This is a genomic window from Qipengyuania sp. L-5Y (genome assembly GCF_056859455.1).
Window position 1 is genome coordinate 59611 of record NZ_JBSXOM010000017.1, and the last position, 24862, is coordinate 84472.

Consider the following 24862-nt stretch of genomic DNA (forward strand, 5'->3'; position numbering starts at 1 on the left):
GAGCAAAGCTCCCTCCCCTCTTGTTAATTATTGCCGCTATGCGCCCTAAATTCGGTCATTTTACGGGCAGAATGCTGATCCCGGAAGCGGGCATTCCGGGAAGACATCTTCACACGATGAACGAGAGCGAATTGCCGAAATTGTGAAGCAGAACCGGCAGGAGCAGGCTTCCGGTGCGCAAACGCAGCCAGACCGCGATAAAGGCTGGGATTGCCGTCAGCGCCATCGTGATGGGATCGAAGGCAAAGCTGTCGTCCGAGAAGCCACAGGCATGTGCCAATCCGAACAGGAAGCACGACAGGACCGCGCCCCATCCCCAATCGACCCGAGGAACCGTCTCCTTCCGGTGAAAGCCTGATCCAGCGCGAACAGCAGGATGCCACGATAGAAGAGCTCCTCCTCCAAACCCGGCATGGTGAGCTGAAACGCGATATCTTCGCCGCTAGCCGGGTTTCCAGGGAAGATGAGAGCTATGACGTAGTGTCGCCGAAGCCGTTCGGTCTTCATGCGACCGCCATGCCTACCGCTGCTTAGTCAACTGAGGTAGATCGACGCCAAAGACAGATACGCTGATCTTAGATGCGGTTTGGCTTCGAGCGCTTCCTGCGATCAAGTGCAAGCTAGGTCGCGACAACTTGCAGGTGATGGATAGCGAGGCCAGGCGAGCCTTCGAATGGTCCTAGATGGCGGTGCGGGAGCATGCTTTCATCATGGTCAACTATTTGAATATTGGCTGAGACCGCTACTTGTCATCGGGCCGCCCGCTTTCTGGGTCGCTGAGCGGCGGCTGCCGGGCATCGCTTGTGGTTGATCCCGTCAACAACCGCGCCCCGCGTCCGTAAGTAAACCATGCCCAAGCCCAGTTGACATAGACGACCAGGCGGCTGCGAAAGTCCACAAGCAGCATCAAATGTATAAGTGACCAGACCAGCCAGGCGAGAAATCCCGTGAGCCGGAGCCTGCCGAATTGCGCCGCCGCACGCGAGCGCCCGATCACCGCCATGGTACCATAGTCGCGGTAGCGGAAGGCGCCGGGCTCGCGCCGACCGGCGATACGGGCCGCGAGCAGCTTCCCGACATATGTGCCCTGCTGCTTGGCAACTGGTGCAAGAGCCGGCAAGCGCTCGTCGCCGCCTGCTTCGAAACTTGCGACGTCCCCGATCGCAAAGATGTTTGGATGACCCGGCACCGAACAATCGGACCGGACCGTTACAGCCCCGTTGCGGACCCCATCGATTCCAAGCCATTCAGCAGCCGGACGGGCCTCAGTGCCGGCACACCACAGCACGGCTCCGGTATCTATCCGCTCGCTACCGAGCACCACGCCGGTGGGATCGATTGCCTCGACGGCCGTGCCAATCCGCACCTCCACCCCCATCGAGGTTAGAGCTTCGGTCGCATAGGTCGAAAGCGCGGGATCGAAACCCGACAGCAAACGGACGCCCGCCTCGCATAGGACCACACGCGTGTCGCGCGGATCGATGCGAGAGAAATCGCGCGCCAAAGTCGCGCGTGCGAGTTCGGAGATGGTCCCAGCCAGTTCCACGCCAGTTGGGCCGCCCCCAACAATAGCAAAGGTCAGGAGGCGTCGTATCTCTGCGTCGTCGGTCGACTGCTCGGCCCGCTCGAACGCTTCCAGCAACCGCGCGCGGATGGCAAGCGCATCCTCAATCGTCTTGAGAACCAGCGTGTGTTCGCGCCAGTTGTCCTGTCCAAAAAAGCTCGAGGCCGATCCCGTGGCGAGTACGAGATAATCGTATGGCAACCGATGCCCATCGCGCAGCAGCACCGAGCGCGCCCTGATATCGACGCCTGTAACCTCCGCCATCAACACACTTAGGTTTGACCCACCGCGCATCAGCACACGATTGGCCGTAGCGATATCGGACGGGGAAAGCGCCGCAGTCGCGACCTGGTATAGCAGCGGTTGAAACAGGTGATGATTGGTTTGGTCGATCAGCGTCACTTCCGCGGCATTGCCGCGAAGAGCGCGCGCTGCAGCCATGCCGCCGAAACCGGCGCCGACGATGACGACCCGGGGGCGGTTCGCCGATTCGGGATGAGACAGGTTCAGCGAAAGCGTTTGGCCTTGCAATTGGGTCTTCCTATTGCGACGAGCGATGATATGTAAACTTATTCGTTTCCATTTTGGGCGCATGTCAAAGTCTGATTCGCGCCGAACCGTTTTTGGGCCCAAACCCTTCATGCTGCGCATATTCGTTTCGCTCATTTTCACATGTCTGATCGCAGGTTGTGACAACGCCCCCGTTCCGGAGGAGGCCGATCGGCGTCCCGTCAAACTCTACACCGTGGCGACAGGCGGCCAAGCCAGGACTTATGAATTTCCCGCGATTATCGAGGCAAGCACATCTTCGGATCTAACCTTCGATGTTCCGGGCAAGATCGTCCGGCTAACGGTGGATCAGGGCGATTTCGTCAGGGCCGGCACGGTGATCGCGCAGCTCGACCAGACCATCGCGCGCAACCAGCTCGTCCAGGCACGCGAACAGTACGAGGCGGCACAGGATGCATTCCGCCGCGCCGACGCGCTGGTCGGCGAAGGCGCGATTCCGCGGGCAGTGCACGTTCAGCGCGAAACGCAGCGCGACACTGCGCGAGCCGAACTTGACAATGCGCGCGAGCAGTTGGAGAAGACCGTCTTGCGGGCGCCCTTTTCGGGCCGCGTGGCCAGGCGACTGACCGAGCCGTTCGAATATGTTTCGCCGCAGCAGCCGGTCGTGACCTTACAGACCGCCGGTTCCGCCAAGGCGGTGGTCCAGGTTCCCTCGTCCATCGTTGCCAATGCCGAGCAGCGGGCCCCGATCAACGCGGCGATCGCGCTCGACAGTCTCCCCGACAGGCGGTTCGCGGCCCGGTTCGGCTCGTTCGCCACCGACGCCACGCGTCAGTCGCTCACCTACGAGGCGACGTTCCTGTTCGATCCGCCTTCCGGCGCGCTGATCCTGCCGGGCATGACGGGAACACTGCATGTCGAGCTCGATACCGATGATGCCGAGATGCCGGCTGTGCCACTGGAAGCGATCGTTGGGCGTGACGAAAAGACATTCGTCTGGCGCGTGGACCGCAGGACCGGAGCCATCGCGCTGCGCCGCGTCACCGTAGGCAAGGGAGCAGGCGGAATGCTGCCTGTAACTGCCGGCATCGGCCGCGGAGACCTGATCGTAGCCGCCGGGCTCGCCAATCTCGAAGAGGGGATGAAAGTCCGCCCCTACGAGCGGGACTGAGCCATGTCGTTTAATCCCGCCGTCTTCTCGATCAGGAATCGCCTGCTCATCCTGCTCGTCATCATCGGGACGATCGTTGCCGGGATGGCGGCCTATGGGTCGCTGCCGCGCTTCGAGGATCCCGAGTTCACCATCCGCCGCGCTGTCGTGGTAACACCCTATCCTGGCGGATCGCCGATGGAGGTCGCCACCGAGGTCACCCAGCGTCTCGAGCGGGAGATCGGGCAGATGCAGGAGGTGAAGGAGATTGTTTCGACCTCCGAGGCGGGCCAGTCGCGCATCGAGGTGGAGATCAAGTACGAGTTCGGGCGCAACAAGGAACAGCTCCAGATCGTCTGGACCAAGCTGCGCAACCGCGTGGCCGATGCCGCCCGGCTGCTTCCGCCCGGGGCAGGTCCCTCGATCGTCAACGACGATTTCGGCGACGTCTTCGGCATCTTCTACATGCTAACCGCCGATGGTTATTCGCCGGCCGAGCTGTACGACTATGCCGAAAAGCTGCGCACCGACCTGAGCGGTGTGGAGGGTGTGGGCAAGGTGGTGCTGTCGGGCGAGCAACGCGAGGCCTTCTATGTCGAGATCATGCGCGAGCGGGTCGCGGCGCTGGGGCTGTCGGTGCAGAGCGTCTATCAGGATCTAGCACAGCAGAATTCCGTCGTCGCAGCGGGCAGCGTGCGCGTCGGCGACCAGCGTCTGGAGATCGTTCCCACCGGCGAGATCGATTCGGTCGAGGAATTGCGCGATCTGCCGGTGATGACCGGCCAGGAAGGCGCGGTCGTGAGACTGGGCGATCTGGCCCGCGTGACGCGCGGCTATGTCGATCCGCCGATGCAGATCCTGCGCTACAATGGCAGGCCGGCGGTGGGCATGGGCATCTCGAATGCGACCGGCACAAATGTGGTCGAGGTCGGCGAGGCGATCGAAGCCAAGCTGCGCGCGAGCGAGAGCGACCGCCCGATCGGCATCGAGATCCACGAATTCTACCACCAGGGCAAGGTGGTGTCGGACGCGATCGGCGATTTCGTGATCAATGTCGCGACGGCGCTCGTCATCGTGGTGGTCACGCTGCTGATCTTCATGGGCTGGCGCTCGGCCGTGGTCATCGGCGCCGTGCTCATGCTCACCGTCGCGGCGACGCTGGCTGGGATGAATGCCGGCGGGATACCGATGCACCGCATCTCGCTGGGCGCGCTGATCATCGCGCTGGGAATGATGGTGGACAACGCCATCGTCGTGGTCGAGGGGATGCTCGTCGGCCTCAAGCAGGGCAAAAACAGGCTGGAGGCGGCGCGCGCGATCGTGGGCCAGATGCTGTGGCCGCTACTAGGAGGCACGCTGGTCGGCATCATCGCCTTCGCCCCGATCGGCCTCGCCCCCGGGCAGGTCGCCGAATACACCAATCACCTGTTCTGGGTGATGATGATCTCGCTCTTGTTCTCGTGGTTCTTCGCGGTCACCGTAGCGCCTTTTCTCGCCAACTGGCTGTTCGAGAAGGAGGAGGATGCTGCCGCTTCCGGCACTGATCGGGAGACAGGATTCGATGCAGGCCACGACGGTCTCGAGGACGAGGCCGCCCCGCAGCGCGAAGCCGGCCGGATCGGCACCGCCTATCGCGAATGGCTCGCGCGCGCGCTGCGCCATCGCTGGCGTACCATGGGCCTGACCGGGGGGTTGTTCGCCGTCTCCCTTGTGGGCTTCGCGTTCGTGGAACAGGGTTTCTTTCCCGCCTCCACCACGCCGCATTTGATGGTCGATTACTGGCTGCCTGCGGGCACCGATATCGAGCGGACCAATGCCGACCTGGAGGAGATTGAGGAGGATCTGGCGACGATGGACGGCGTTACTGACGTTCAGACCGTGGTCGGCATGGGTACCTTGCGTTACAAGCTGGTCTATCAGCCCGAGGCGCCGACATCCTCCTTCGGCCAGATGATCCTGCGGGTTGAGGACGCCTCGACGCTCGAGCGGCTGCAGGCAGATGTGCATGCCTATTTGCAAAAGAACGCCCCCGAAGCGCGCGCCAAGGTCTGGCTGTTCGAACTGGGGCCGGGTGGCGGCTCGAAGATCGAGGCGCAGTTTTCGGGGCCCGATCCGGCGGTTCTGCAGAGCCTGGCGCAGCAGGCCAAGGATGTCTTCGCCGAGGACGAAGCGGCCATCCTCGTGAAGGATGACTGGCGCGAGCAGGTGCCGGTCATCCACCCGCTCTATTCCGAAACGCGCGCGCGTCGCCTTGGCGTCAGCCGCGAGGACGTGGCCGAGGCCTTGCAGGGCACGTTCGCGGGCCGTCCGATAGGCGTCTTCCGCGAGGGCGACGACCTGATCCCGATCATCGCCCGCTCGCCCGAAAGCGAAACGCGCGACGCGCAGAACATGGAAGCAATCCAGGTGTTCAGCGCCAGCGGCGCCTCGCTTCCGCTGCAGGAAGTGATCGACGGTTTCGAGACCCGCTGGCGTCATTCGCAGATTCAGCGGATCGATCAGCGCTGGGCAATCAACGCCCAGGCCGATCCCGCGCCGGGCGAAACCGCCAACCGTCTGCTCGATCGCGTGCGCGGAGACGTCGAGGCGATCGAACTGCCTTCCAGCTACCATTTCGAATGGGACGGCCAGGAAGGAACGAGCACCGAGGCGATCGATTCGCTGATTGGCGTGGTCCCGCTCGGTGTCATCGGCATGGTGCTGGTGGTAATCGTGCTGTTCAACGCAGTGCGCCAGCCGGTGATCATTTTCATGATCGTGCCGCTGGCGATCATCGGCGTAACCATCGGCCTGCTCATCACCGGCATAGCGATGGAGTTCATCGCCATTCTCGGTGTGCTCTCGCTCTCGGGCCTGCTGATCAAGAACGCGATCGTGCTGGTCGATCAGATGGATATCGAGATCGGCGAGGGTAAACCGCGTTTCGATGCCATCATTGAGGCAGCCTATGATCGCGCCCGCCCGGTCATCCTGAGTTCGCTGACGACGGTACTCGGCGTCATCCCACTGCTGTTCGACGCCTTCTTCAAGGCGATGGCCGTGGTCCTGGCCTTCGGGCTGGCCTTCGGGACGGTACTGACCCTGTTCGTGGTGCCGGTCCTCTATGCAATCTTCTTCAAGATCGGCCCTGACGAGACCGCAGCCGAGCCACAGGGGGCAAGTTGAACCATGCGCATCGTCCCTCTCACCGCCATGTTGCTCGGCCTGATGCTGGTGTCAGGCTGCTCGCATCCCGACAGGGTCGGCGATGGTCCGGTCGCACCCGCCCGCGCGGCCCTGCCGCCTTTGCCGGAACGCTGGCGGGCAGTCGCCGATGCCGCAGGGCCGGTCGCGGACGGATGGGTCGCCGCCTTCGGCGACCCGCGCCTCGCCGCGCTCGTGGCCGAAGCGCAGGAGAAGAACAGTGATCTTCAGGCCGCCGCGGCGCAGGTCCAGCGCGCCGCAGCACTTGCCCGTCAGGCGCGTTCCGGGCTGCGTCCGGCCGTTCAGGCGGTCGGCCTGGGTTCGCGCAGCCATATCGAGATCGATGATATCGAAATCGGCGGGCAGGCCGGACTGCCGGTGCCGTCCAGCATCGAATATGACAGCACCAGCTTTCTGGGACTGGCGCAGGCGAGTTGGGAAATCGACCTGTGGGGCAGGATCAGCGATGGCTGGTATGCCGCGCTCGAGAACGAGGCGGCTGCCCGCGCCGACTATTTCGCGGCCCGGCAATCGATTGCCGCGGGCGTGGCGCGCGCCTATCTGGTCTCGATCGAGGCTTCGCGGCAGGTGGGGCTGGCCGAGGAAGCGGTTGATACGCTCGAACATCTGCATCGCCTGGTGGGTCTGCAGGTCCGCGAGGGCGTCGCGATGGATGGCGATCTGGCACTGATCCGCGCCAATCTCGAACAGGCGCGCGAGGCTCTCGCACGGGCACAGGGCGCGCGGCGCGAGGCGATCCGTGCTCTCGAACTACTGGTCGGGCGCTATCCCGCGGCCGAGTTCGCCTCGGGAATTGACTTGCCGCCCATGCCAACGCCGCCGCCTGCCGGGCTGCCTTCGACGCTGCTCGAGCGGCGGCCCGATCTGGTCGCGGCCGAGCGGCGCGTCGCCGCCGCACTGCATGCCGAGGACCAGGCCAGCAAGGCGCGCCTGCCGCGCCTGTCGCTCACGGGGCTGGCGGGCGCGGTGTCGGACGCCCTTGAAAATATCTTCGATCCTACCGCGACCCTGTTCAGCATTGGCGGCAATGTCGCGGCGCCGATCTACCAGGGCGGCGCGCTGGCTGCCGGCGAAAACATTGCCGATGCCGAACTGCGCGCGGCGATCGCGCAATATGCCGGCGCCGCGCTGGCCGCTTTCGAGGAGGTGGAAACCGCGCTCGACAGCGGCGTGGTGCTTCGCCGCCGCCGGGACGCGGCCGTCATCCGCGTGCGCGAGATAGAGGAAGCGCTCAGGATCGAGGATCTGCGGTACAGGGTCGGCGAAAGCAGCCTGCTTGACGTGTTGCAGATCCGGCAGCAGGCGATCACTGCGCGCAGCGATCTGGCGACGATCGAGCGCATGGAACGCGAGCAGTTCGTCACGCTCAATCTGGCGCTCGGCGGAAGCTGGAACGCGCCGGAGGCTGATCCCCCAGAGATTTCCGAGAAGGATGGCGATGCGAACCCGTAAAGAACTCCGCCTGACCATGATGCCGGGACAGGCCATCGACCTGGTGCGAACGCTCGTCCTGGGAGTGCTCGGCCCCGCATTGCTGCTTGGCGGTTGTGCCAGCTTCGACCGGCAACCGTTCGAGGCCGCGCAGATCGAAGCCGCGCACGCGCCGGATTCGCCGAAAATCCGCCATTGGGCCAATTCCCCCGACCTGTTGACACAGATCTCGATCGCCCCGCCACCGCCGGGCGAGCCACTGCGCGTGCTCGCGCTGTCGGGCGGTGGGGATGACGGGGCCTATGGTGCGGGTTTTCTCAACGGATGGTCGCAAACCGGCAAGCGACCTGAATTTGCCGTGGTCACTGGAGTCAGCACCGGGGCTCTCATCGCCCCCTTCGCGCTGCTCGGGCCGGACTACGACGACGAGCTGAAACGCGCCTATACCGAGATCACGCCCGACGACATTTACAAGGACCGCTTCGCGTTGGCGATCCCGTTCTCGACCAGCGTCGCGACGACCGGGCCGCTCGAGGCTCTAATCGCCCGCTTCGCCACTGATGCGGTGATCGATGCCATCGGCGAAGAGCACCGCAAGGGCCGGCGCCTGTTCGTCGGCACCGTCAGCCTCGACCGCCCCGGCAATGCGATCTGGGACATGGGAGCGATCGCGGCCGGTGATGCGCCCGGTCGCTATGCCCTTTTCCGGCGCATCCTGCTCGCCAGCAGCTCCGTCCCGGTGCAGTTCCCCCCGGTGCTGATCGAGATGGAAGCGCAGGGAGAGCGAATCAGCGAACTCCATGTCGATGGCGGCACCATTGCGACCCTGATGGCCGCTCCGCCGGTCGCGAACGACCAGATCCTGCGGGACAGCCAGTCCCCAACGGAGCTGTATCTGCTGGTCAACGGCAAGATGGCAGGCGAGTTCGAGCTGATCGAAGCAGGTCTCTCCAGCATCGCCAAGCGGACGCTTGAGGTGATGCTCTTCTCCAGCCTCCAGGACCGTGTGGCCTCGGCCTATGTCTGGGCGAGATCGACCGGCGCCGGATATCACTTGACCTTTATCGAGCAGGACTTCGACGCGGACGAGCACGATCTTTTCGAGCAGGATTATATGCGCACGCTGTTCGACTATGGCGTGGAGCGCGGTCGGGCACAGGCATGGCAGGATAGTCCGCCATCGTCGGATCCGGACACTGTCGCATCAGCCGTGCCCGAAACGACGAGTTCCGAGGATTAGCGCCCGTCATGGCACCGGGACGAACATACCGCATGAGCTTCGCCTTTTCCGATATCCCCCATCAATCCGGACGGCCGGCCGTCGTTAACGGCGCCAATAGCGGCACCGGCTACGAGATCGCCCCGCACCTGGCGATGAAAGGCGTGCGCGTGCTGCTGGCGTGTCGCGATGCCGAGCACGGCACTTTGCGTGTCTTACAGGCCGTGACCGATCCGCAAGCGGAAGGCGGCGACCATCCCGGTCCTTGCGGTCTCATGGGGATGCGTGGCCAGACTTCGGGTCGCGCGGTCGTGACAGACCCGACTCGCGACCGAAAGATGACGAGAAAGCTGTGCAACAGGTCGGTTGCACTAACCGGAACAGAACCGGACATTGGCCCTGCTGTTCCGTCGCAGACAACGCCTCCCGACAGCGCACCGTAACGCGGATGCGCGACCGGCACCCTCCGTTCATGATACAGCGCGCAGCTTCTCATGCGTTCGGAAATACGGCACTTTCCGCAATCGGCTTAAGTGTCGCTAAGCACGCGGTGGGCCATCCCGGCCTGACGGGCGTTGCACTTGTCGAGGACGGCATAGACGCGTTTGCCATCCGCTCTCGACTCATCGCCGCGGCCGAAAGATCGATCGACCTGCAATATTACATCTGGCGCGACGATCTGACCGGTAATCTCCTGCTGGAAGACTTGCGCAGAGCGGCAGCGCGGGGTGTACGGGTCCGTCTGCTGGTTGACGATAACGGCATTCCCGGCCTCGACCGCAAATTGCGCTGGCTGGCCAGCGACCGCAATTTCGAAATCCGCATTTTCAATCCGTTTCGAAACCGACACTTCAAGCCGCTCGATTTCCTGCTGGATTTCCACCGCGTCAATCGCAGGATGCATTCGAAAAGCTTTACAGTCGACAATCAGATAACCTGTGTCGGCGGGCGTAATGTCGGAGACGAGTACTTCGCCAACCGAGAGCAGGGGATTTTTGCCGATGTGGATGCGCTTTGCGTAGGCGCGGTGGTGCAAGAAGTCTCCGAATGTTTCGATGCGTTCTGGAATTTTCCCGCTGCAGTCGAAATCGACTGCATCGTGAAGGAAGATCCGAAGCAGTACGCGGCAAGCGGGGCAACTGATTTCACGCGGTCAGTTTCCGGCCCCTCCGCGACCGATTATCTAAGCCGTGCCGCCGGATCTGTTTTGCTAGAGCGTGCGCGGGCCGGACGGATTGAATTCGAATGGGTGCCCGTCGAGCTGGTCAGCGATCGGCCCGCCAAGGTTCTCGGACAATCGCGTCAAGGCGATCTCATGGCTAGCGTCCTCAGGGGTCTCATCGGTCAACCGGAAAGGGAATTGCTCGTCGTTTCGGGCTATTTCGTGCCGACCTCATCAGGTGCCAGGGCCTTTGCGCAAATGGCACGCAACGGGGTCGATGTGCGCGTCCTGACCAATTCCTTTGCTTCGACCGATGTCGCTATGGTTCATGCCGGATATGCAAAGCATCGGCATTTTCTCGTGAAGTCGGGGGTGCGTCTGTATGAGATGCCTGCCCCTGGAGACCGGCCCAAGACCACCCGCAAATCTCTGCGTCGACCTTCGCCGCGCAACACAAACGAGAATTCCACCCTGCATGCCAAGATGTTCGCTGTAGACGGCCGTCGGGTCTTTGTCGGTTCTTTCAATTTCGATCCGCGCTCTTTCGCTCTCAATACTGAGCTCGGGATCGTCATCCAGAGTGAGAATCTGGCGGCACAGATGCACCACGCCTTCGATACCATGATCGCGTCCGGCTCCTACAAAATCGTCGTGGATGACAAAGGCCGACTGAACTGGATGGACATGCGCGACGATGTCCGTCAATGTGAACTGGCCGAGCCTGGAACCACATGGTGGTCGCGAGTGCTCACTCGCCTTCTCAGCAAAACGCCGATCGATTGGCTGCTGTGAATACCATCTGGGCGCGGCGACCTACGCGCCGACGTCATTCTCCTGGGTCACCAAATGGACCGTCCGCGTCGGGTAGGCGATAGCGAGACCGGCTGCCTTCAACCTCTCGAAAATGGCCAGCAGCAGTTCCTGCCGGATCAGTCGGCTTTCCGCGTAATCGGCAACCATGATGTAGGACCAGATCTCGATATCCAGCGAGCTCTCGCCGAAATGAGCAAATCGAGCACGGAGGCCATCCTTTTCAATCAGGTGGTGATCGCGCAGGATCTGCTCGATAATCTCCACGGCCCGGCGCAGCTGGCCTGCGGAGATACCGTATTCGACGCCGATCGTGGGATTGAAGAGAAAGCGGTCGCGCTTGGCGAAGTTTTCGATCTCGCGGGAGGAAAAATCACCGTTCGGGATGGTGACGAGCGTGCGTTCATTCGTGCGAATCCTCGTCGAGCGCATACCGATATCCTCTACGGTGCCGACAATATCTCCCGCGCGGCAGAAGTCTCCGACCTGAACAGGGCGGTCTGCGATGACGTTCAGGCTGCCGATCAAATTCTCCACGGCCTTCTGTGCGCCTAACGCCAAGGCGATGCCGCCAATGCCCAATGCGGCAATGCCCGTGGTCACATCGACCCCCAGCGTGTCGAGGACCGCTACCGTCGCCAATAGGAAGAGCACTATCTTTGCCGTACGCCGCAACAGGACGACGACCGACACTGCCTGCCGCCGCTGGCGGCGTTCCATCCGGGCACTAGCAACGCGTGCGATGGCATCGACCAGGCGCAGCGCAAACCAAGCAAGCGCTACCCAGCCAACGATACCGATATAGCGCAGCAAGGTCTGGCGCGCGACGATGGACGCCTCGATGCTGCCCGTCCACAGGTGGAAGGTCACCACTGCGAGAAACAGGCTGAGCGGCGGCAAGGCGGCCTGCGTGAAGCGGTAGATCGCGCTTTTCTCGCGGTCGGCCACAAAACGCCGCATGATGGCCAGAAGTCCGGCCGATATAAGCCAGTAGAGAAAGAAACTGCCGGCTGCGCTCCCGAGCAAGAGAGCCCAGTCCTGCAGCGGGGCTCCGGCCACCTCGGCGCTTTCACCGTCTTCCGGTTCAGCCGGATTTGTCGCCGCCACAGACACTGCTTCGAGAGCTTCAACGGTCTCCTGCGAAATCCCCCAGACCTCGCTGCCGACAGGGCTGTCGGTCCGGGTGAGAAGGATCGGCAGACTTTCCTCGCCGCCGAGCCTGCCTACCTCTTCGGTGTCGGCCGGCAGTTCATCGTCGAGACGCCCACTCGCTTCGTTCGACAAGGCACCGAAAGGCAGGAGCGTCCCCTGTTGGTCGAGCGCGGCTTGCAGCTTGGTGGCCCAGATCGCTCCTTGATCGACAAGTTGAGCCTCATCCTCTTCCGCAGACAGGTGGAAATAGTGAGCAGCCCTCGTGTAGTCCTTCGCCGCCAGGGCGCTGATCAGGCCGGTCACCGTTCCACGCGGCGTCTCGCGACCGAAAGGGTCGGTAGCCACTTCAGCGGCCTGCTCGGCCATCGGCTCCGCCACAGGAGCGATTTGAGCGGAAGCCGGTGTTAAGGCGGCGCAGGCGACCAGCAATAAAAGGGCAGAAAGACGGAGAACCGATATCGGTCCGATCGGGATATTATCTGGAAGGCGCTGGCCATCGCAGTTCCGCAATGGCTTCAACCCTACGAACCTACGAAAGACAGAGATTGCATTCCAACCGCTAAAGCTCGGCTCACTGATCGATCGGAGAGATTGCCTTGGGGGAAAGGCCATTTTTGCTGGCGCCGGCGATGAAAGAAAGTAAACTCACCGGTACCATGCCGTTTTCCGTTGCGGCAGGCAAGCGTTCATGTGGGCATCATTAGTCCGCGTTGCCCGCTGCGGAGCTTTGCCTGGCCATACCACAAAGGCCTCGTCCTACTGGGCAGCAGATCAGATGGCCGAACCAATGCAATAGTGAGAGTCTGACTCGAAACTATCTGGCGTAAGTTCATAGGTTTGCCAGTCTGCGAGTGAGCATCTGCACGGCCGCGGTGAAGAGCCAGCTCCGGGCTGATGCTATGGTGGTCTCGAAGTCTTTAGCGAGGCGGCGGTTTCTGCCCAGCCAGGCGAAGGTTCTCTCGACGACCCAGCGCCGAGGCAGGACCTCGAAGCCTTTTGCCTTGTCGGATCGCTTGATGATCTCAATGGTCCATTGTCCGAGACGGGCGATGCCGCGCTTCAGTTTCGGTCCTGCATAACCGCCATCGGCGAAGAGATGCCGTAGCCACGGGAAGGATGTAACAATCTCGGCCAGCACCAGCGGAGCACCATCGCGGTCCTGGATGTCGGCAGTGTGGATCATGCCATGAACCAGATTGCCGTCGGTATCGGTGATGATGTGGCGCTTGCGCCCCTTGATCTTCTTGCCTGCGTCATAGCCGCACGGACCGCCGCTTTCGGTGGTTTTGACAGACTGGCTGTCGATCACTCCTGCACTGGGCGATGCCTCCCGGCCTTGCGCAGTGCGAAGGTCTTGCAACAGGTAATGGTTGATCAGTTCCCACAGACCCGCATCGCGCCACTGGTAGAACCAGCGCTGAACTGTCGAGACTGGTGGAAAGCAGGGCGGCAACATCCTCCACGGCAGGCCGCCACGCAAAAGGTAGAGGATCGCCTCCACCACGCGCCGCATCGGCCATTTGCGCGGACGACCAGTATCGGATGGTGCGGGGAAGAAGGGCTCCAGAAGCGCCCATTCCGTATCCGTCAAATCGCTTGGCAAAGCCAGCCCCTTGCGCGCATACTGCGAACGGGTGGTATCGGTCCACATCACTGATCTCCAGAAGTTCTTCGCAAAACTCCTGAATCAGCCCTGGATTTGGCCGTCAAGCTAACTCGCTGATATCACCCAACTTAGTTTCGGGTCAGGCTCTGAGAGAATAGATGTCACTTCCCCGCAGAACCTCAAGCGGCGGTCGTCCTTCAAAAGAGGAGGCCGAGAAACTAGGCGAGCACATATTGCAGGAAGCGCTGCAGGAATTTATCGCTAAGGGCCTCGATGCGTCCCGGATGGACGCGATCGCCGCTTCGGCCCACGTATCGAAGCGAACACTTTACGCACGCTACAAATCCAAGGATGAACTGCTATGTGCGACGATGGACTATGGTATTGCGAAGCACATCCGTCCGGTGAGCACTCTTCCTGCCAATGGCCCCATTCGCGAGCGCCTCGAAGCCGTTGCGCATAAATTTCTAGAAGCCTCGCTCACCGCAGAAGGCCGCGGCATACAGACCTTGCTGACATGGCTTGCCAATTACCGCCCCGATTTGCAGAACAAGATCAGGGCCAAAGCCGTGGCTGACGTTACCGGCGTTATGAACCAAATTCTAAAGGACGGCTACGCAAACGGAGAAATTGCGTTCTCAGACTTCCCGGCGATCGCTAAGATAGTCTTCGACTTATTATTCTCCTTGCCGAATTATGAAATACTGAGGGGCATGGGTCCCGAATATCATGGCAGCCAATCCGTCAGCCTGGACAAGGAACTTGATTTCGTGATGGCTGCACTTCGCACTGGCGTCGTCTTTTCGACGAATGGGCGGTAAGCTGGCGCATATCTTATAAATCAGTAACTTCGTTGCATTGGTTTGAACCTAAAGATATTTCAGTATCCTTCGGATTCATCGTGATCGGAGTGTCCAGAAGATGGCCCCGGCTCAATGTGCTCTGGAATCTCGTCGAGCAATGTTCTGCCAGAGGCGTACCGCCGCCCGAGCGTCTCGATAAACCCTTAGTAACGCTTCGCATCACGATCTCCTACAGATCAATGCCGTCGTCGGGGTTGCGAGGCCTGTCGCGCCAGCCCTTGCATCCGTCGCCGCAAGGCCGATGCGCGCGCAGCTTCATCCGGGTCATCGTCGAAAATCGCGAACTCGCCGGTCGGTAACGAGTCCGGCGTTTCTCGTGCGATATCGAGATGATCGGGCAGTTCGGGTTCGCGGCGGAGCCCATGAGTTTTCTCCATGACGGGCCGGTCGGGAGCCTCTCTCCTGACCTCAAAACTTTCACGAAGCGCAGCGTCGCCCTCTTACTATAAAGAGAACGACGCCGCGGTCTGGGCGACGGTGGAGGTCAACCTTACGGCTCTGACTGGTGATCTATTGGCGCTGCATTCAGATGAGGACCGCATCGGCCTCGACCTTTCGCCGGCAAGCCATGTGCTGGGTGATCCCACCGCGCTCGGACGGATTTTTGATAACCTCGTCGATAATGCCCTGCGCCACGCCTCGACCGTCACGGTAAGGAATGTTTCGGATGGCGGTAAGACCTGCTGGTCGTTTGAGGACGATGGCCCGGGAGTTGCGCCCGACCAACAACTGACGTTAGGCACGGCCTATGCCCGTTTCGATCCGTCACGCGATCGACAGACGGGCGGAGCCGGCCTTGGCTTAGCGATCGTCTGCGGACTTGCCGAAGCCATAGGCGGCTCCGTCTCGTTCCGGTCCAAGCCGGGCCGAGGACTGCATGTGCAAGTCGTGCTGTTGTCGGCGGGTAGAAGCTCAGAATGAGCGAGACTCCACTGCAGACTGATAATAATCGGAGGAGTAAATCAAATTGATAAAATTGAGGATCATCAACGATGAGTATCGTCGCTCAACTCGCGATCGGAACGGTGACCGTTGCACTTACCATCATCATGCAAGCGTGTTTTGCCGCAATAGCCTTCTCAGTCGATGATCGCTTCACGCCGCCTCGCACGCGAACAACACGCTTTGGAGCGACCTTGCTTCTTGCCGCTTCTACGATATGGATGCTGCTCGCTATCACGCTGGCGGCTTGGATTTGGGCGGGCCTGTTTATTGTATTGGGTGCCTTCGAAGCGCTGGAACCGGCGCTCTATTTCGCAACGGTTTCCCTGACGACGCTAGGCTTCGGCGACGTTATCCTCTCGCAGGATGTGCGGCTGCTGTCTGCGATCGTGGCTGCCAACGGCCTCGTCATGTTCGGTTTGAGCACTGCGTTTCTTCTCGAATTCGTGGGTCAGGTGCGCGAGGAGAAAGGCAGTTCGACGCGATCCCACATTTCGACGGCAGAATGACTTCGTACAGAACCGGCTCACTTTGGCTAGCATAAACGATTGTGCCTGCCCACTCTACCCGCATCGCCTTGTCCAAGTAGAAAACGCCGATCCGCCCGGGTTTCGACAAATAGTCTGGGGCTTGGCGCTTGCGTAGACTGGATGGTCAAAAGTGGAATGGCGGGTTGCGACTCTAATGTCGGTCCTAACCACCAACTCGGCGGTTCGCCAGAAGCAGATGTTCGCATGGCATGCGCTCAGGTCGGCTTCGCCCTCTCATCCCAGTCATCCGAGCATTGAGGGCTACGTTCCGAAAGCGGACGTCGGTTCGAGGGCGTCGGAGCGATGCCCATATCGGACAATAGGATTAGTCGGCTTAACGGAGATGGATTGGGCTTAAGGACATCTCGAACGGTGGCAACAAAGCGACCTGGGTTCGGTCTTTATCCGCCTTTGACTTGTGCAGGGTCGAGCGCCTGCACCGGGGTTGCGAGAAAGCGGAATGGCTCGGCGGTTCCTTGCTTCGCGGCCGCGACAGCGTTGATGAGCAGCGCCGCCGAAGCGGCAAACCCTTCGATTGAATTTGCCTTGCCAAGCCAGACCCGCGAGGCCTTGGGCGACACGCCCACGGTAACTTCCAGCGCGGCATTGCGCGAACGCGCGGCCGACCGGTAGAAGCTCTGGTCATCAAAGGGGTCGAGCGAATAGTCCAGATCCTGTCCGGCAAGGATCTTGGCATCGGCCTTCGTGGCACTTCTCCGGTGAACGCCCGACAGCCACAGGGTCCGCGCCTGGCCATTCTCCAGAAATGCGGCGGCCATGGTTGAACGGGATATCGGCAAGAGCCAGGTCGGTGGAACGGCTCGACGTCTCTGACCTTGCCGATTCATCGGAAAGCCTCGCGGTTTGGCTGAAGTGCGATCTCACCTTTGATGCTACCGAGATTGTCGCGAACGTCGACTACGCCAACCTCGTCTTCCAGCAGCGCCTGCACGTCCTGCGACAGCTCTTGCAGCTTCAACATGTCGGGGCCGGTCAGGACGATTTCGATCGGATCGCCCGATGTTGGCTGTCCGGTCTCGGGTGCCACCAGTAGAGTGGCACCGGCGACATTGCGGTCGAGATAGGTCTGTAAAGTCGGGTCGGCAGTCCTCATTTACGCGGGCGGGCGAGAGGAAACGAACTGCATCGCAAGGTCGCTCGACTATCGCCAAGCGTCCCAGTGGACGCCCCACGAAGATCGGACAGGCAATCCTCGCAGACGTGCGACACCTGCTGAGAGGCTTCACCTCTTCGAGCCGGTTTGCTCCGCAAGCAGTTCGACAAGCCTGCGCACGCTGTCCCGCAGTTCGTCAATCCCTTCGGATTTGCGCCCCCTCGCGAGGGTTTCGGGAACATACACTGCCTGGTTGCGCAGTATTTTTCCACTCTCGGTCAGTTCGATAACCACTCGGCGCTCGTCTTCCGGATCGCGTGTTCGTCGAACCAGGCCGGCGGCCTCCATACGCTTCAGCAGAGGGGTGAGAGTTCCGCTATCGAGGTAAAGCCGCGCGCCGAGGGAGCCCACCGTCTGGGGTTCTTTCTCCCATAATACCAGCATGACCAGATATTGCGGATAGGTGAGACCCAGCTCCCGAAGAACAGGGCCATAGAGGCGGCTGAGGAGGTTGGTGGCAGCATAAAGGGGAAAGCAAACCTGTCGATCGAGCAACAAGGGATCGCGCGGGTCCTGTGCTGCTGCCACCCCGTCATTCATTGGGCGAACACATTAATTTTCACATCGACGTTTCCGCTAACTGCGTTGGAATAGGGGCAAGCAGCGTGGGCGTTCTTCACGATCTCGTCAGCCTTTGCCTGATTGACCCCGGCAATTTCGACATCCAGTGTGACAGCGAGATTAAACCCGTCATTACCATTCGGCAAGAGGCCGACCTGGCAGGAGACTTCAATGTCGTCGTCACCCACCTTGTCGGTCTGTGCCCGCGTTACATGGATCACGGCATTTTCGAAGCAAGCCGCATAACCAGCAGCGAAGAGTTGCTCGGGATTAGTCGCGTCGCCCTTGCCACCGAGTTCCTTCGGTAGAGCGAGGTCGAGCTCGAGAATGCCATCTTCGCTTTTGACCTTTCCGGCGCGGCCACCATAGGCGTTAACGCGAGTGTTGTAGAAATTTTTCATGTTAGCTCCTTACGGTTAGACAGCAGGATAAATAGTATCCAATTATATTGTGCGCAATATATAATTTGCAAGGCGCGTCATGCTGGCAGACACGCCTTTGCGTCAAATTCTGACCGCGTCACCTGCCCAAAGCCCTCAGAATAGTCTTCTCGACCGGCGAGTAGCTATTGTCGGAACGCTCGAGACTGATCGGCTCACGCGGTAGCAGTGGCGGCTGCGCAATGAAGCGCGGCTGCTTACCGTAATCCTTATATGCAGAATGCACGAGGAAAGGGTGGCACAGATACACCTTGCCGGCCGGACCCGTTGCCAGTTGCTCCAGGCGATGGGCCGATCCGGCGAATCCGTCCGAGGCCAACTCTCGAAGGGTCAGACCGGCTTCCTTGGCCGGTGCGAGTTGTCGCGCTGTATCGATATGCGAGCCGACCCGAATGCGCGTTGAGGAATCGTGAATACCCACATCCGAGAATAGGAACAGCATCAACAGGGCGCGGCCCTTGCGGTGCACATTGGCCCGCCACTCCATGAAGTCGGGCTTCTCATAAGCGAAGCTGACCTCGATGTGCCACCCGTCGTCTCCAGGTTCTTCGGCAGATGGAAAGCCAACAGCAAATGTTCCGAGTCCGCCCCGCGGCAGCCACCGACCTTTGCCCACAAGCTGGTCGAATGCTGTATGCAGGGCGGTTGTGTTTGCCGCTTCGTGAAACGGAGCCTGATCGAACCGCTCGAGACGGGCCGGGTCCAGGTGGTCGAGTCATCGGGATCGCATCCCGTGGCCACCCACAGGATCGCGCGCACTTCTGCGGCCACCTGGGATGAAAATGCAGCACCCACCCAGACGAAGCCGTCGCGAACGAAGCGGGCAATGGCATCTGCGCCAAGCGCAGAGAAGTATCGATTAGGCGCGTATGGTCGAGCGGCATTGCTGCTTCACGAGCCGGAAACCCGGCCAGCTCAGCCCAACGGAAAGGGTCGAGGCGCGATTGAGAGTGATGAACTTCATGGGCTTCTGCTACCTGATGTATTGTAGAGACACGACAAACGGCTGCCATTGAACAGGTGCTGGGCATACATGGGTGGTCTGCCATGGGGTCGGAAGCAAAATGGCCGATTTGCATTGGTTGCCTGCCCAAAGCAGACAGTCAGCAACCGGCCCAATCTGCACCATCTCGAGCGTTCTCCCTCTGGCCAATCATGGCCAAGGAGAAACAGAATGGGAAACTCAGGATTTGATGCAGCGACGCGGCATCGTCAGGCTTGGAACGCTGGCAAGAATGTCGGAACGAAGCGCCCACTGACGCAGAAACAGATTTGGGCGATCCGCTTCCATCTCGATCGCGAGGAACGATTGAGGGACAAGGCTCTTTTCGATCTCGCCATCGACAGCAAGCTACGCGGCTGCGATCTGGTGAAGATCAAGATTGGTGACGTGGTTGCGGGCGCTGAGATACGAAATCGCGCTACCGTCATTCAGCAGAAGACCAATCGGCCCGTGCAGTTCGAACTCACGGCCGACGTTCGAGCCACGCTGCTAGCATGGATCGAGCGCCGGGGCGGGTCGACAGGCGACTATCTGTTCCCGAGCCGTGTGGATTACGCCGGCCATATGGGCACGCGACAGTATGCGCGTTTGGTTGATGAATGGGTGACTGCGATTGGACTGCGAAAGGCAGAATACGGGACGCATTCGCTGCGCCGAACGAAGGCGGCTATGATCTATCGTGCCACCGGCAATATCCGGGCTATCCAAATTCTGCTCGGCCACACGAAGATCGAGAACACCGTCCGGTATCTTGGCGTAGATGTCGAAGACGCCTTGCTGCTGGCGGAGAGAACCGAAATCTGACGAAAGGAGCGGTCGCTCAGCAGTACTGATCGACCGCTTCTAGGTTCCTCCGCATGCGAGAAGCGCGACAAGCTTTGGGTGGAAAGCTGCTATTCACATTGGCGCGGGGGCTCGGCCCGAACCTGTTGTAGCCGGTTGAACCCGGCCAGAGCAGGAACGCTAGGACAAGAAGATTTCCGAGCCCCACTAGGATGCCAAGAGCTAAGCCTATCGGTTCTCCACTTTTGACGATCCCTGTTAAAACGGCAGGAGCCCATGCGAAAGCCCACCAGCCGCTGCGGTTCTGATCATGCAGCCTACGCACTAATAGTGCTGGGAAGGGGATTAGTAAGATAGCCGAAAGTACAAAAACGGATCGTCCGATGTCGCCGCCGTAAGAGATAGCTTCATGCAGGACAAAGGGGATCATGCCCACTGCGGCTACCGCAACCCAATAAAATATGAACTCGCTCCGGCGAGAGCGTCCCGACAATCGGAATGTGTTGGCGACGGTCGACTTAACGCTTCTCATGAAGTGTTCGGATTCGATCCGCCCGGCAGGCTGACGCAACATTGTCCCCCCAATTTCAATCGCCTTTTTACGCGCGCAAAGAAATGTCCGCAATGGGGTCGGAAGCTGAATGGCAGCTTTCCGCCGGTGCCACACCAAGAGCTGCCAGACCGCTAACGGCCCCAAATTTGACATGCGAAAGGCGGCCCGTCCCGTTTGGGACGGACCGCCCGCCGAGTGACCTGGACCTGTCAGGAGGGGTCAGGCAGCCTGCTCGGCAATTTCGTCAGTCGCGTCGTCGCTGACCGGTACGTGGACTTCGGCATCCACGTGCGCGACCTCCTCAGCATCGGTGAACCGCATGATCCGTGGAACCCAGGCCTGCGCCCGTCCCTTGACCTCGGCCTCGCCGATGAAGTTGCCGGAGAAGATGCGCTCGGCTGCGCTCGCCAGTTCAGCCTTCTTCGAAGCAGCGTATCGACTGACCAGCTCCGGACCACCTGCAGCATCGAGCGCTTCGAGGGTGCGGGCCTTGGCCACGCGGTCGAAGTAGTTGGCCGCAGTGGGACGCCACCACTGCGCGGTTTCGATTTCCAGAAGAGCCCCGAGCGCTTCGTGCATGGGGACCGAACGCTCGTCTTCGCAGGCAAGGCTGGCGACGAGCGTGCGCGAGAGGACATGGCCAAGCCAGGCCGAACGCGCTTCTTCGGAAAGCGCTCGGAACCTGGCAAACCGCTCGACGTCGGTCTCACCCGAGCGCCAGCTTTCATCGAGCGACCCGGCGAACTCGGCCAGAGCAGCACTCGCCGGTGCATCCTTGGCCTCGAACCCGGTGACCGGGCCCGACGCCACCGACCCAACGAGCGTCGACGCTTTCTTGGCACGCCAGTCGTGCCCATCGGCATCGGCGAGCGTGAAGACCATGAAATCGAGCGCCAGGGCCGGATCGTTAGCGAGATGGATCGCCAGGATGTCCCGGCGCTGCATAGCCAGTTCGTCAAGCAGGCGCTGTGAGAGAGAGCTCCCTTTGGGCTTTGCCGCTCCACTTTCCTCGATTGCCTCGACAACACCTTCGTCAGCGATGACTTCGGTTTCGGTGTAGTACTGTGGGACCAAGGTCGGCTCGCCATTGCGCGAGAGGACGAGGAAGGCACCGGCCTCGGATTTCAGCTCGTCGGCAAGCACAGGGGGACGATCATTGAGCTCGCGCATGGCCCGGTCGATGACGACCAGTTCGCGTTCGGCTTTGGCGATCTCCTCTTCGTCGCTGTCCTCGTCTTCGAGCACGGCGGCGACGCGGTCGTAGTCGGCCTCAAGTTCTCCGAGTTCCCGTACTTCCTTTTCGGTCATCGGCGCAGGTTCGCAAGGCAAGCGGCTCATACCTTCGACAAGGTCATGGCTGACATAATTGCCAAGCGTCGGACGCACCCAGGCAAGGCCAAATTCGAGCGCGGCCTTTCCTGCGGCTTCTTCCATGGCTTTGTGCGCGAGATCCTCGAGCAGCGCGACATCGATCCAGCTTTCACTGGCATCATCATCGAAAAGTTCGCGCTCGATCCGGCCACCCGCTGCGATGTAGGCATCGCGTCCGACGAGCACAGCTCGCGGATCGGAACCGCGCACCGTGGCATCAAGCACCATGCGGCGGATCGTGTCGGGCGTGATCTGGTACCAGGCGTCCTGCAGCTCGGCATAGACATGCGCCTGGCGCTCGACGTCGGAGATCGCGCCGTAGGCCTTGGCCATGTCGAGCGTGATCGTGCCTTCGGCGAGCGCTTCGAAGACGCAGGGTGCCAGACTTGCCAAACGCAGGCGCCCTTCGACGAACCGGAGGGTGAGGCCGAAGCGGCGCGCCACGTCTTCGGTGGTAGCTCCTGCTTCGATGATGGAGGCGAAGGCCTGTGCCTCGTCGGCCGGGTTCATTGCGAGTCGCTGGAAGTTCTCGGCAAGGCTGGCTTCGCGCACTTCGCTTTCCTCGCCTTCGATGACGAGGCAGGTGACTTCGTGCGTGTCAGGCAAGGTGCCCTCTTCGGCCAGCGCCTGCAGCGCGGCGAGCCGGCGACCGCCAGCCTCGACCTCGAACTTGCCGCGCTTTCCTTTGCGCACGACGAGGTTCTGCAGCAGGCCGCGCGCGGCAATGTCTGCCCGCAGCTGGAGGTCGGCCAGCACGTCGCTCGACTTGCGAACGTTACGCGGGCTCGGGACGAGCTTCTTCAAGGGAATCGACTGGATCATGGGTGTTCTCCTGATGGAATGAAGGCGCAGGTGAGGATCACGAGGCCCACAAGCCCAAAGGGCTCCCTCCACTCTCATTCTGAGACTGGCGTCGGTCCGAGGGATCAGGCGGCAAGTGCGGGGAGGACCAACGAGGCTCCGGAAACTGGCACGAACAGCCGCGTGCGGTAACGGATGATCTCGGTGAAGCAGCCCTTGTTCTTGTACCAGTCGAGGCGATCGGGCGAGAATCCGGTCAGTTCAAGGCGCTGTTCGCCGCCAACCAGCGCACGCTTCACTGTGAGTGGATCGTGGCTTGCGAGGCCCAACGGTTTGCCGCTGGCGAGGACGAGGTCGCCGATCTGATCGGGTGCCGGTCCGACAACCCCGGAAAGGCCAAAGGTCTCGGCAATTGCGGCGAGATCGACATTGAGCACTTCGCGGCCGATGATTGACTGACCGTCCTCGGCAACGAGCCGGGTAACGCGGACATGATCGCCGGGGAGGCGCTTCCAGACCGGAAGCAGAAGTCCGGTGGCGAGATGGACGCGCTCGGTCACCGGTGAAGCGGCGGCCTCCTCTTCCTCGGCCCGCCAGGTGCTGGTGAACGCGGTGACGCCAATTTCTTCCCAGTGGCTCTCAGCGAGTGCCTCGAATGTCCAGTTCGCGGACTTGAGCGGGCGTAGCAGGCGTCGGCGTTCGATCACGGCCCCGTCGTCGGCGATGAGGCGACGGGCCGGAACCGAGAGCGCGACTTTGCCCGAGCGCGCATTGCGCATCGGGATCGCATGCAGGTTGCCAATCTCGTGCATCCGGACGAGGCGCTGCAATTGCAAAGGCCGAAGGTACCTCGTCACTTCGAGCGAGATGAGACGTGTTTCTGCTCCGGTCACGGGGTCGGTGCGCAGGAGTTCATCTGCCAGGACCGTGAAGCGATCGACCCTGACAGTCTCAAGCCCCTGGTCGAGCGTTCCGGCTTCGCGTGCGGCTTCGATCCGCGCTTCGACGAGGCCAAGATATTCGTCGAAGATCGCGTTCTGAAGCGCGATCGGTAGCGCGAGAATGCGATTGAGCCAGCGCTGGATGGTGGGGAGATTGTCGGTCAGCCCGCCATCGGGGCTTTCAAGCCGGAGGCCGGTGCGCTCGACGAAGTTACCGAAGCTCGTGGCTTCGAGCTTGCCGTCATAGAGCAACTGGAACCAGCGGCTGAGCGCATCTCGCGCATAGTCGCTTTCGAGATTGTCTGCCGGATCGAACAGGTTCTGTCCGCCGGTCTGGCGCTGGCCGCGCGTAAGCGCGCCCAATGCATCGAGCCTTCGCGCAATGGTCGAGATGAAACGGCGTTCGCCCTTTACGTCTGTGGTAACCGGGCGGAACAGCGGGGCCGAGGCCTGATTGGTGCGGTTGGTACGACCGAGCCCCTGGATGGCGTTGTCGGCGCGCCATCCCGGTTCAAGCAGGAAGTGAACCCGGCGCTGCTGGTTCCTGGCGCCCAAGTCGGCATGATAGGAACGCCCCGTGCCGCCTGCATCCGAGAAGACCAGGATGCGCTTGGTCCCTTCCATGAAGCTTTGGGCTTCGGCGACATTGGCGCTGGGGCTTCGCCGTTCGAGGCGTTGCTGACCATCGCGTCCCATCACCAGCCTGCGGGTGCGACCCGTGACCTCGGCGACGGCCTCAGTCCCGAAGTGCTCAATGATCGCATCAAGTGCCGTTGCGATGGGCGGCAGTGCGCAGAGCTGTTCGATCAGCGCATCGCGCGCAGCAATGGCACGCGGGCAGAAGACGGGATTGCCCTCATCGTCGCTCATCGCCTCGGAGCGAAGATTGCCATCCTCGTCGGCGAAGACCTGCATTAGGCGCACCGGAAAGCTCTTGGCGAGGTAGTCGATGACGTATTCTTTGCAGTCGCAGTTTATGTCGAGCGTCGCAGCCGGAGGCGCGGGATTGCGTCGGTTCGTCATGATTTTACTCCAGATAATTACCGGTCCTTCGACCTCAACATGTCGAAGGAACCACCATGCCAACAAGAT

Annotated in this window: 22 protein-coding genes; 10 read left to right on the top strand and 12 right to left on the bottom strand. The window is 61.3% G+C overall.

From position 1 onward, the window contains the following. Window positions 1-109: 109 nt before the first annotated feature. Both AC13F2_RS01865 and AC13F2_RS01870 read right to left on the bottom strand, forming a co-directional pair. Window positions 110-280: a CPBP family glutamic-type intramembrane protease gene (locus AC13F2_RS01865; protein ID WP_230292605.1), complete on the bottom strand. Its 171-nt coding sequence runs from the start codon at window positions 278-280 to the stop codon at window positions 110-112. A gap of 462 nt (window positions 281-742) precedes the next feature. Beyond that, the gene (locus AC13F2_RS01870) at window positions 743-2095 is read right to left on the bottom strand and encodes an NAD(P)/FAD-dependent oxidoreductase (RefSeq protein ID WP_482964127.1); all 1353 of its coding nucleotides are present in this window, start codon (window positions 2093-2095) and stop codon (window positions 743-745) included. Between the two features lie 109 nt (window positions 2096-2204). On the opposite strand from AC13F2_RS01870, the gene AC13F2_RS01875 reads away from it, so the two are divergent. The 6 genes from AC13F2_RS01875 to AC13F2_RS01900 are packed head-to-tail and all read left to right on the top strand — an operon-like array spanning window position 2205 to window position 11032. Then, the gene (locus AC13F2_RS01875) at window positions 2205-3245 is read left to right on the top strand and encodes an efflux RND transporter periplasmic adaptor subunit (RefSeq protein ID WP_482964126.1); all 1041 of its coding nucleotides are present in this window, start codon (window positions 2205-2207) and stop codon (window positions 3243-3245) included. A 3-nt stretch (window positions 3246-3248) separates the two neighbouring features. Then, window positions 3249-6389: an efflux RND transporter permease subunit gene (locus tag AC13F2_RS01880; RefSeq protein WP_160728978.1), complete on the top strand. Its 3141-nt coding sequence runs from the start codon at window positions 3249-3251 to the stop codon at window positions 6387-6389. Between the two features lie 3 nt (window positions 6390-6392). Further along, a complete protein-coding gene (locus tag AC13F2_RS01885; protein ID WP_053833465.1) occupies window positions 6393-7880 on the top strand; it encodes an efflux transporter outer membrane subunit in 1488 nt (495 codons plus the stop codon). Next, window positions 7867-9099 carry a patatin-like phospholipase family protein gene (locus AC13F2_RS01890; RefSeq protein ID WP_158246558.1) on the top strand — a complete coding sequence of 411 codons (1233 nt, stop codon included), beginning with the start codon at window positions 7867-7869 and terminating at the stop codon, window positions 9097-9099. The genes AC13F2_RS01885 and AC13F2_RS01890 overlap by 14 nt, the downstream gene beginning before the upstream one ends. 32 nt (window positions 9100-9131) lie before the next feature. Continuing rightward, complete coding sequence (locus tag AC13F2_RS01895; RefSeq protein ID WP_230292602.1) at window positions 9132-9521, top strand: hypothetical protein; 390 nt, start codon at window positions 9132-9134, stop codon at window positions 9519-9521. Between the two features lie 29 nt (window positions 9522-9550). Continuing rightward, on the top strand, window positions 9551-11032 hold the full coding sequence (locus tag AC13F2_RS01900; RefSeq protein WP_482599924.1) for a phospholipase D-like domain-containing protein: 1482 nt from the start codon (window positions 9551-9553) through the stop codon (window positions 11030-11032). A 21-nt stretch (window positions 11033-11053) separates the two neighbouring features. Here AC13F2_RS01900 and AC13F2_RS01905 read toward each other — a convergent pair whose 3' ends face one another. Both AC13F2_RS01905 and AC13F2_RS01910 read right to left on the bottom strand, forming a co-directional pair. After that, window positions 11054-12568, bottom strand: a complete 1515-nt coding sequence (locus AC13F2_RS01905) for a mechanosensitive ion channel family protein (RefSeq protein WP_063612715.1) — start codon at window positions 12566-12568, stop codon at window positions 11054-11056. Window positions 12569-13031: 463 nt separating this feature from the next. Next, the gene (locus tag AC13F2_RS01910) at window positions 13032-13853 is read right to left on the bottom strand and encodes an IS5 family transposase (protein ID WP_063506712.1); all 822 of its coding nucleotides are present in this window, start codon (window positions 13851-13853) and stop codon (window positions 13032-13034) included. Window positions 13854-13966: 113 nt separating this feature from the next. Between AC13F2_RS01910 and AC13F2_RS01915 the strand changes: the two genes are divergently transcribed. From AC13F2_RS01915 to AC13F2_RS01925, 3 genes are all read left to right on the top strand, one after another. Then, the gene (locus tag AC13F2_RS01915) at window positions 13967-14629 is read left to right on the top strand and encodes a TetR/AcrR family transcriptional regulator (protein ID WP_230292599.1); all 663 of its coding nucleotides are present in this window, start codon (window positions 13967-13969) and stop codon (window positions 14627-14629) included. Between the two features lie 417 nt (window positions 14630-15046). Then, a complete protein-coding gene (locus tag AC13F2_RS01920; protein WP_230292598.1) occupies window positions 15047-15592 on the top strand; it encodes a sensor histidine kinase in 546 nt (181 codons plus the stop codon). Window positions 15593-15663: 71 nt separating this feature from the next. Beyond that, window positions 15664-16122 (top strand): ion channel, encoded by a 459-nt coding sequence (locus tag AC13F2_RS01925; protein WP_087910621.1) that lies wholly within the window; start codon window positions 15664-15666, stop codon window positions 16120-16122. A 422-nt stretch (window positions 16123-16544) separates the two neighbouring features. On the opposite strand, the gene AC13F2_RS01930 is transcribed toward AC13F2_RS01925, so the two are convergent. The 5 genes from AC13F2_RS01930 to AC13F2_RS01950 form a co-directional block, all read right to left on the bottom strand. Then, entirely contained in the window at window positions 16545-16922 is a 378-nt protein-coding gene (locus tag AC13F2_RS01930) for a hypothetical protein (RefSeq protein WP_063612560.1), read from the bottom strand. Between the two features lie 65 nt (window positions 16923-16987). After that, entirely contained in the window at window positions 16988-17257 is a 270-nt protein-coding gene (locus tag AC13F2_RS01935; RefSeq protein WP_046903470.1) for a hypothetical protein, read from the bottom strand. Between the two features lie 129 nt (window positions 17258-17386). Then, window positions 17387-17857: a MarR family winged helix-turn-helix transcriptional regulator gene (locus AC13F2_RS01940; protein WP_046903469.1), complete on the bottom strand. Its 471-nt coding sequence runs from the start codon at window positions 17855-17857 to the stop codon at window positions 17387-17389. Beyond that, on the bottom strand, window positions 17854-18279 hold the full coding sequence (locus AC13F2_RS01945; RefSeq protein WP_230292596.1) for an organic hydroperoxide resistance protein: 426 nt from the start codon (window positions 18277-18279) through the stop codon (window positions 17854-17856). Before AC13F2_RS01945 ends, AC13F2_RS01940 begins: the two co-directional genes overlap by 4 nt. Window positions 18280-18397: 118 nt before the next feature. Then, complete coding sequence (locus AC13F2_RS01950; protein ID WP_230832554.1) at window positions 18398-18805, bottom strand: hypothetical protein; 408 nt, start codon at window positions 18803-18805, stop codon at window positions 18398-18400. A gap of 687 nt (window positions 18806-19492) precedes the next feature. Between AC13F2_RS01950 and AC13F2_RS01955 the strand changes: the two genes are divergently transcribed. Continuing rightward, a complete protein-coding gene (locus AC13F2_RS01955) occupies window positions 19493-20125 on the top strand; it encodes a tyrosine-type recombinase/integrase (RefSeq protein ID WP_230292594.1) in 633 nt (210 codons plus the stop codon). A 16-nt stretch (window positions 20126-20141) separates the two neighbouring features. Here the strand turns inward: AC13F2_RS01955 and AC13F2_RS01960 are convergent, their stop codons facing one another. The 3 genes from AC13F2_RS01960 to AC13F2_RS01970 all read right to left on the bottom strand — a co-directional run bounded on the left by AC13F2_RS01960 (window position 20142) and on the right by AC13F2_RS01970 (window position 24811). After that, window positions 20142-20810, bottom strand: coding sequence for a DUF805 domain-containing protein (locus AC13F2_RS01960; protein ID WP_482970445.1), 669 nt, complete (start codon window positions 20808-20810; stop codon window positions 20142-20144). 66 nt (window positions 20811-20876) lie between these two features. Further along, window positions 20877-22850, bottom strand: coding sequence for a ParB/RepB/Spo0J family partition protein (locus AC13F2_RS01965; RefSeq protein WP_482964125.1), 1974 nt, complete (start codon window positions 22848-22850; stop codon window positions 20877-20879). 104 nt (window positions 22851-22954) lie between these two features. Continuing rightward, a complete protein-coding gene (locus AC13F2_RS01970; RefSeq protein ID WP_482970446.1) occupies window positions 22955-24811 on the bottom strand; it encodes a strawberry notch C-terminal domain-containing protein in 1857 nt (618 codons plus the stop codon). Between the last annotated feature and the right edge of the window lie 51 nt (window positions 24812-24862).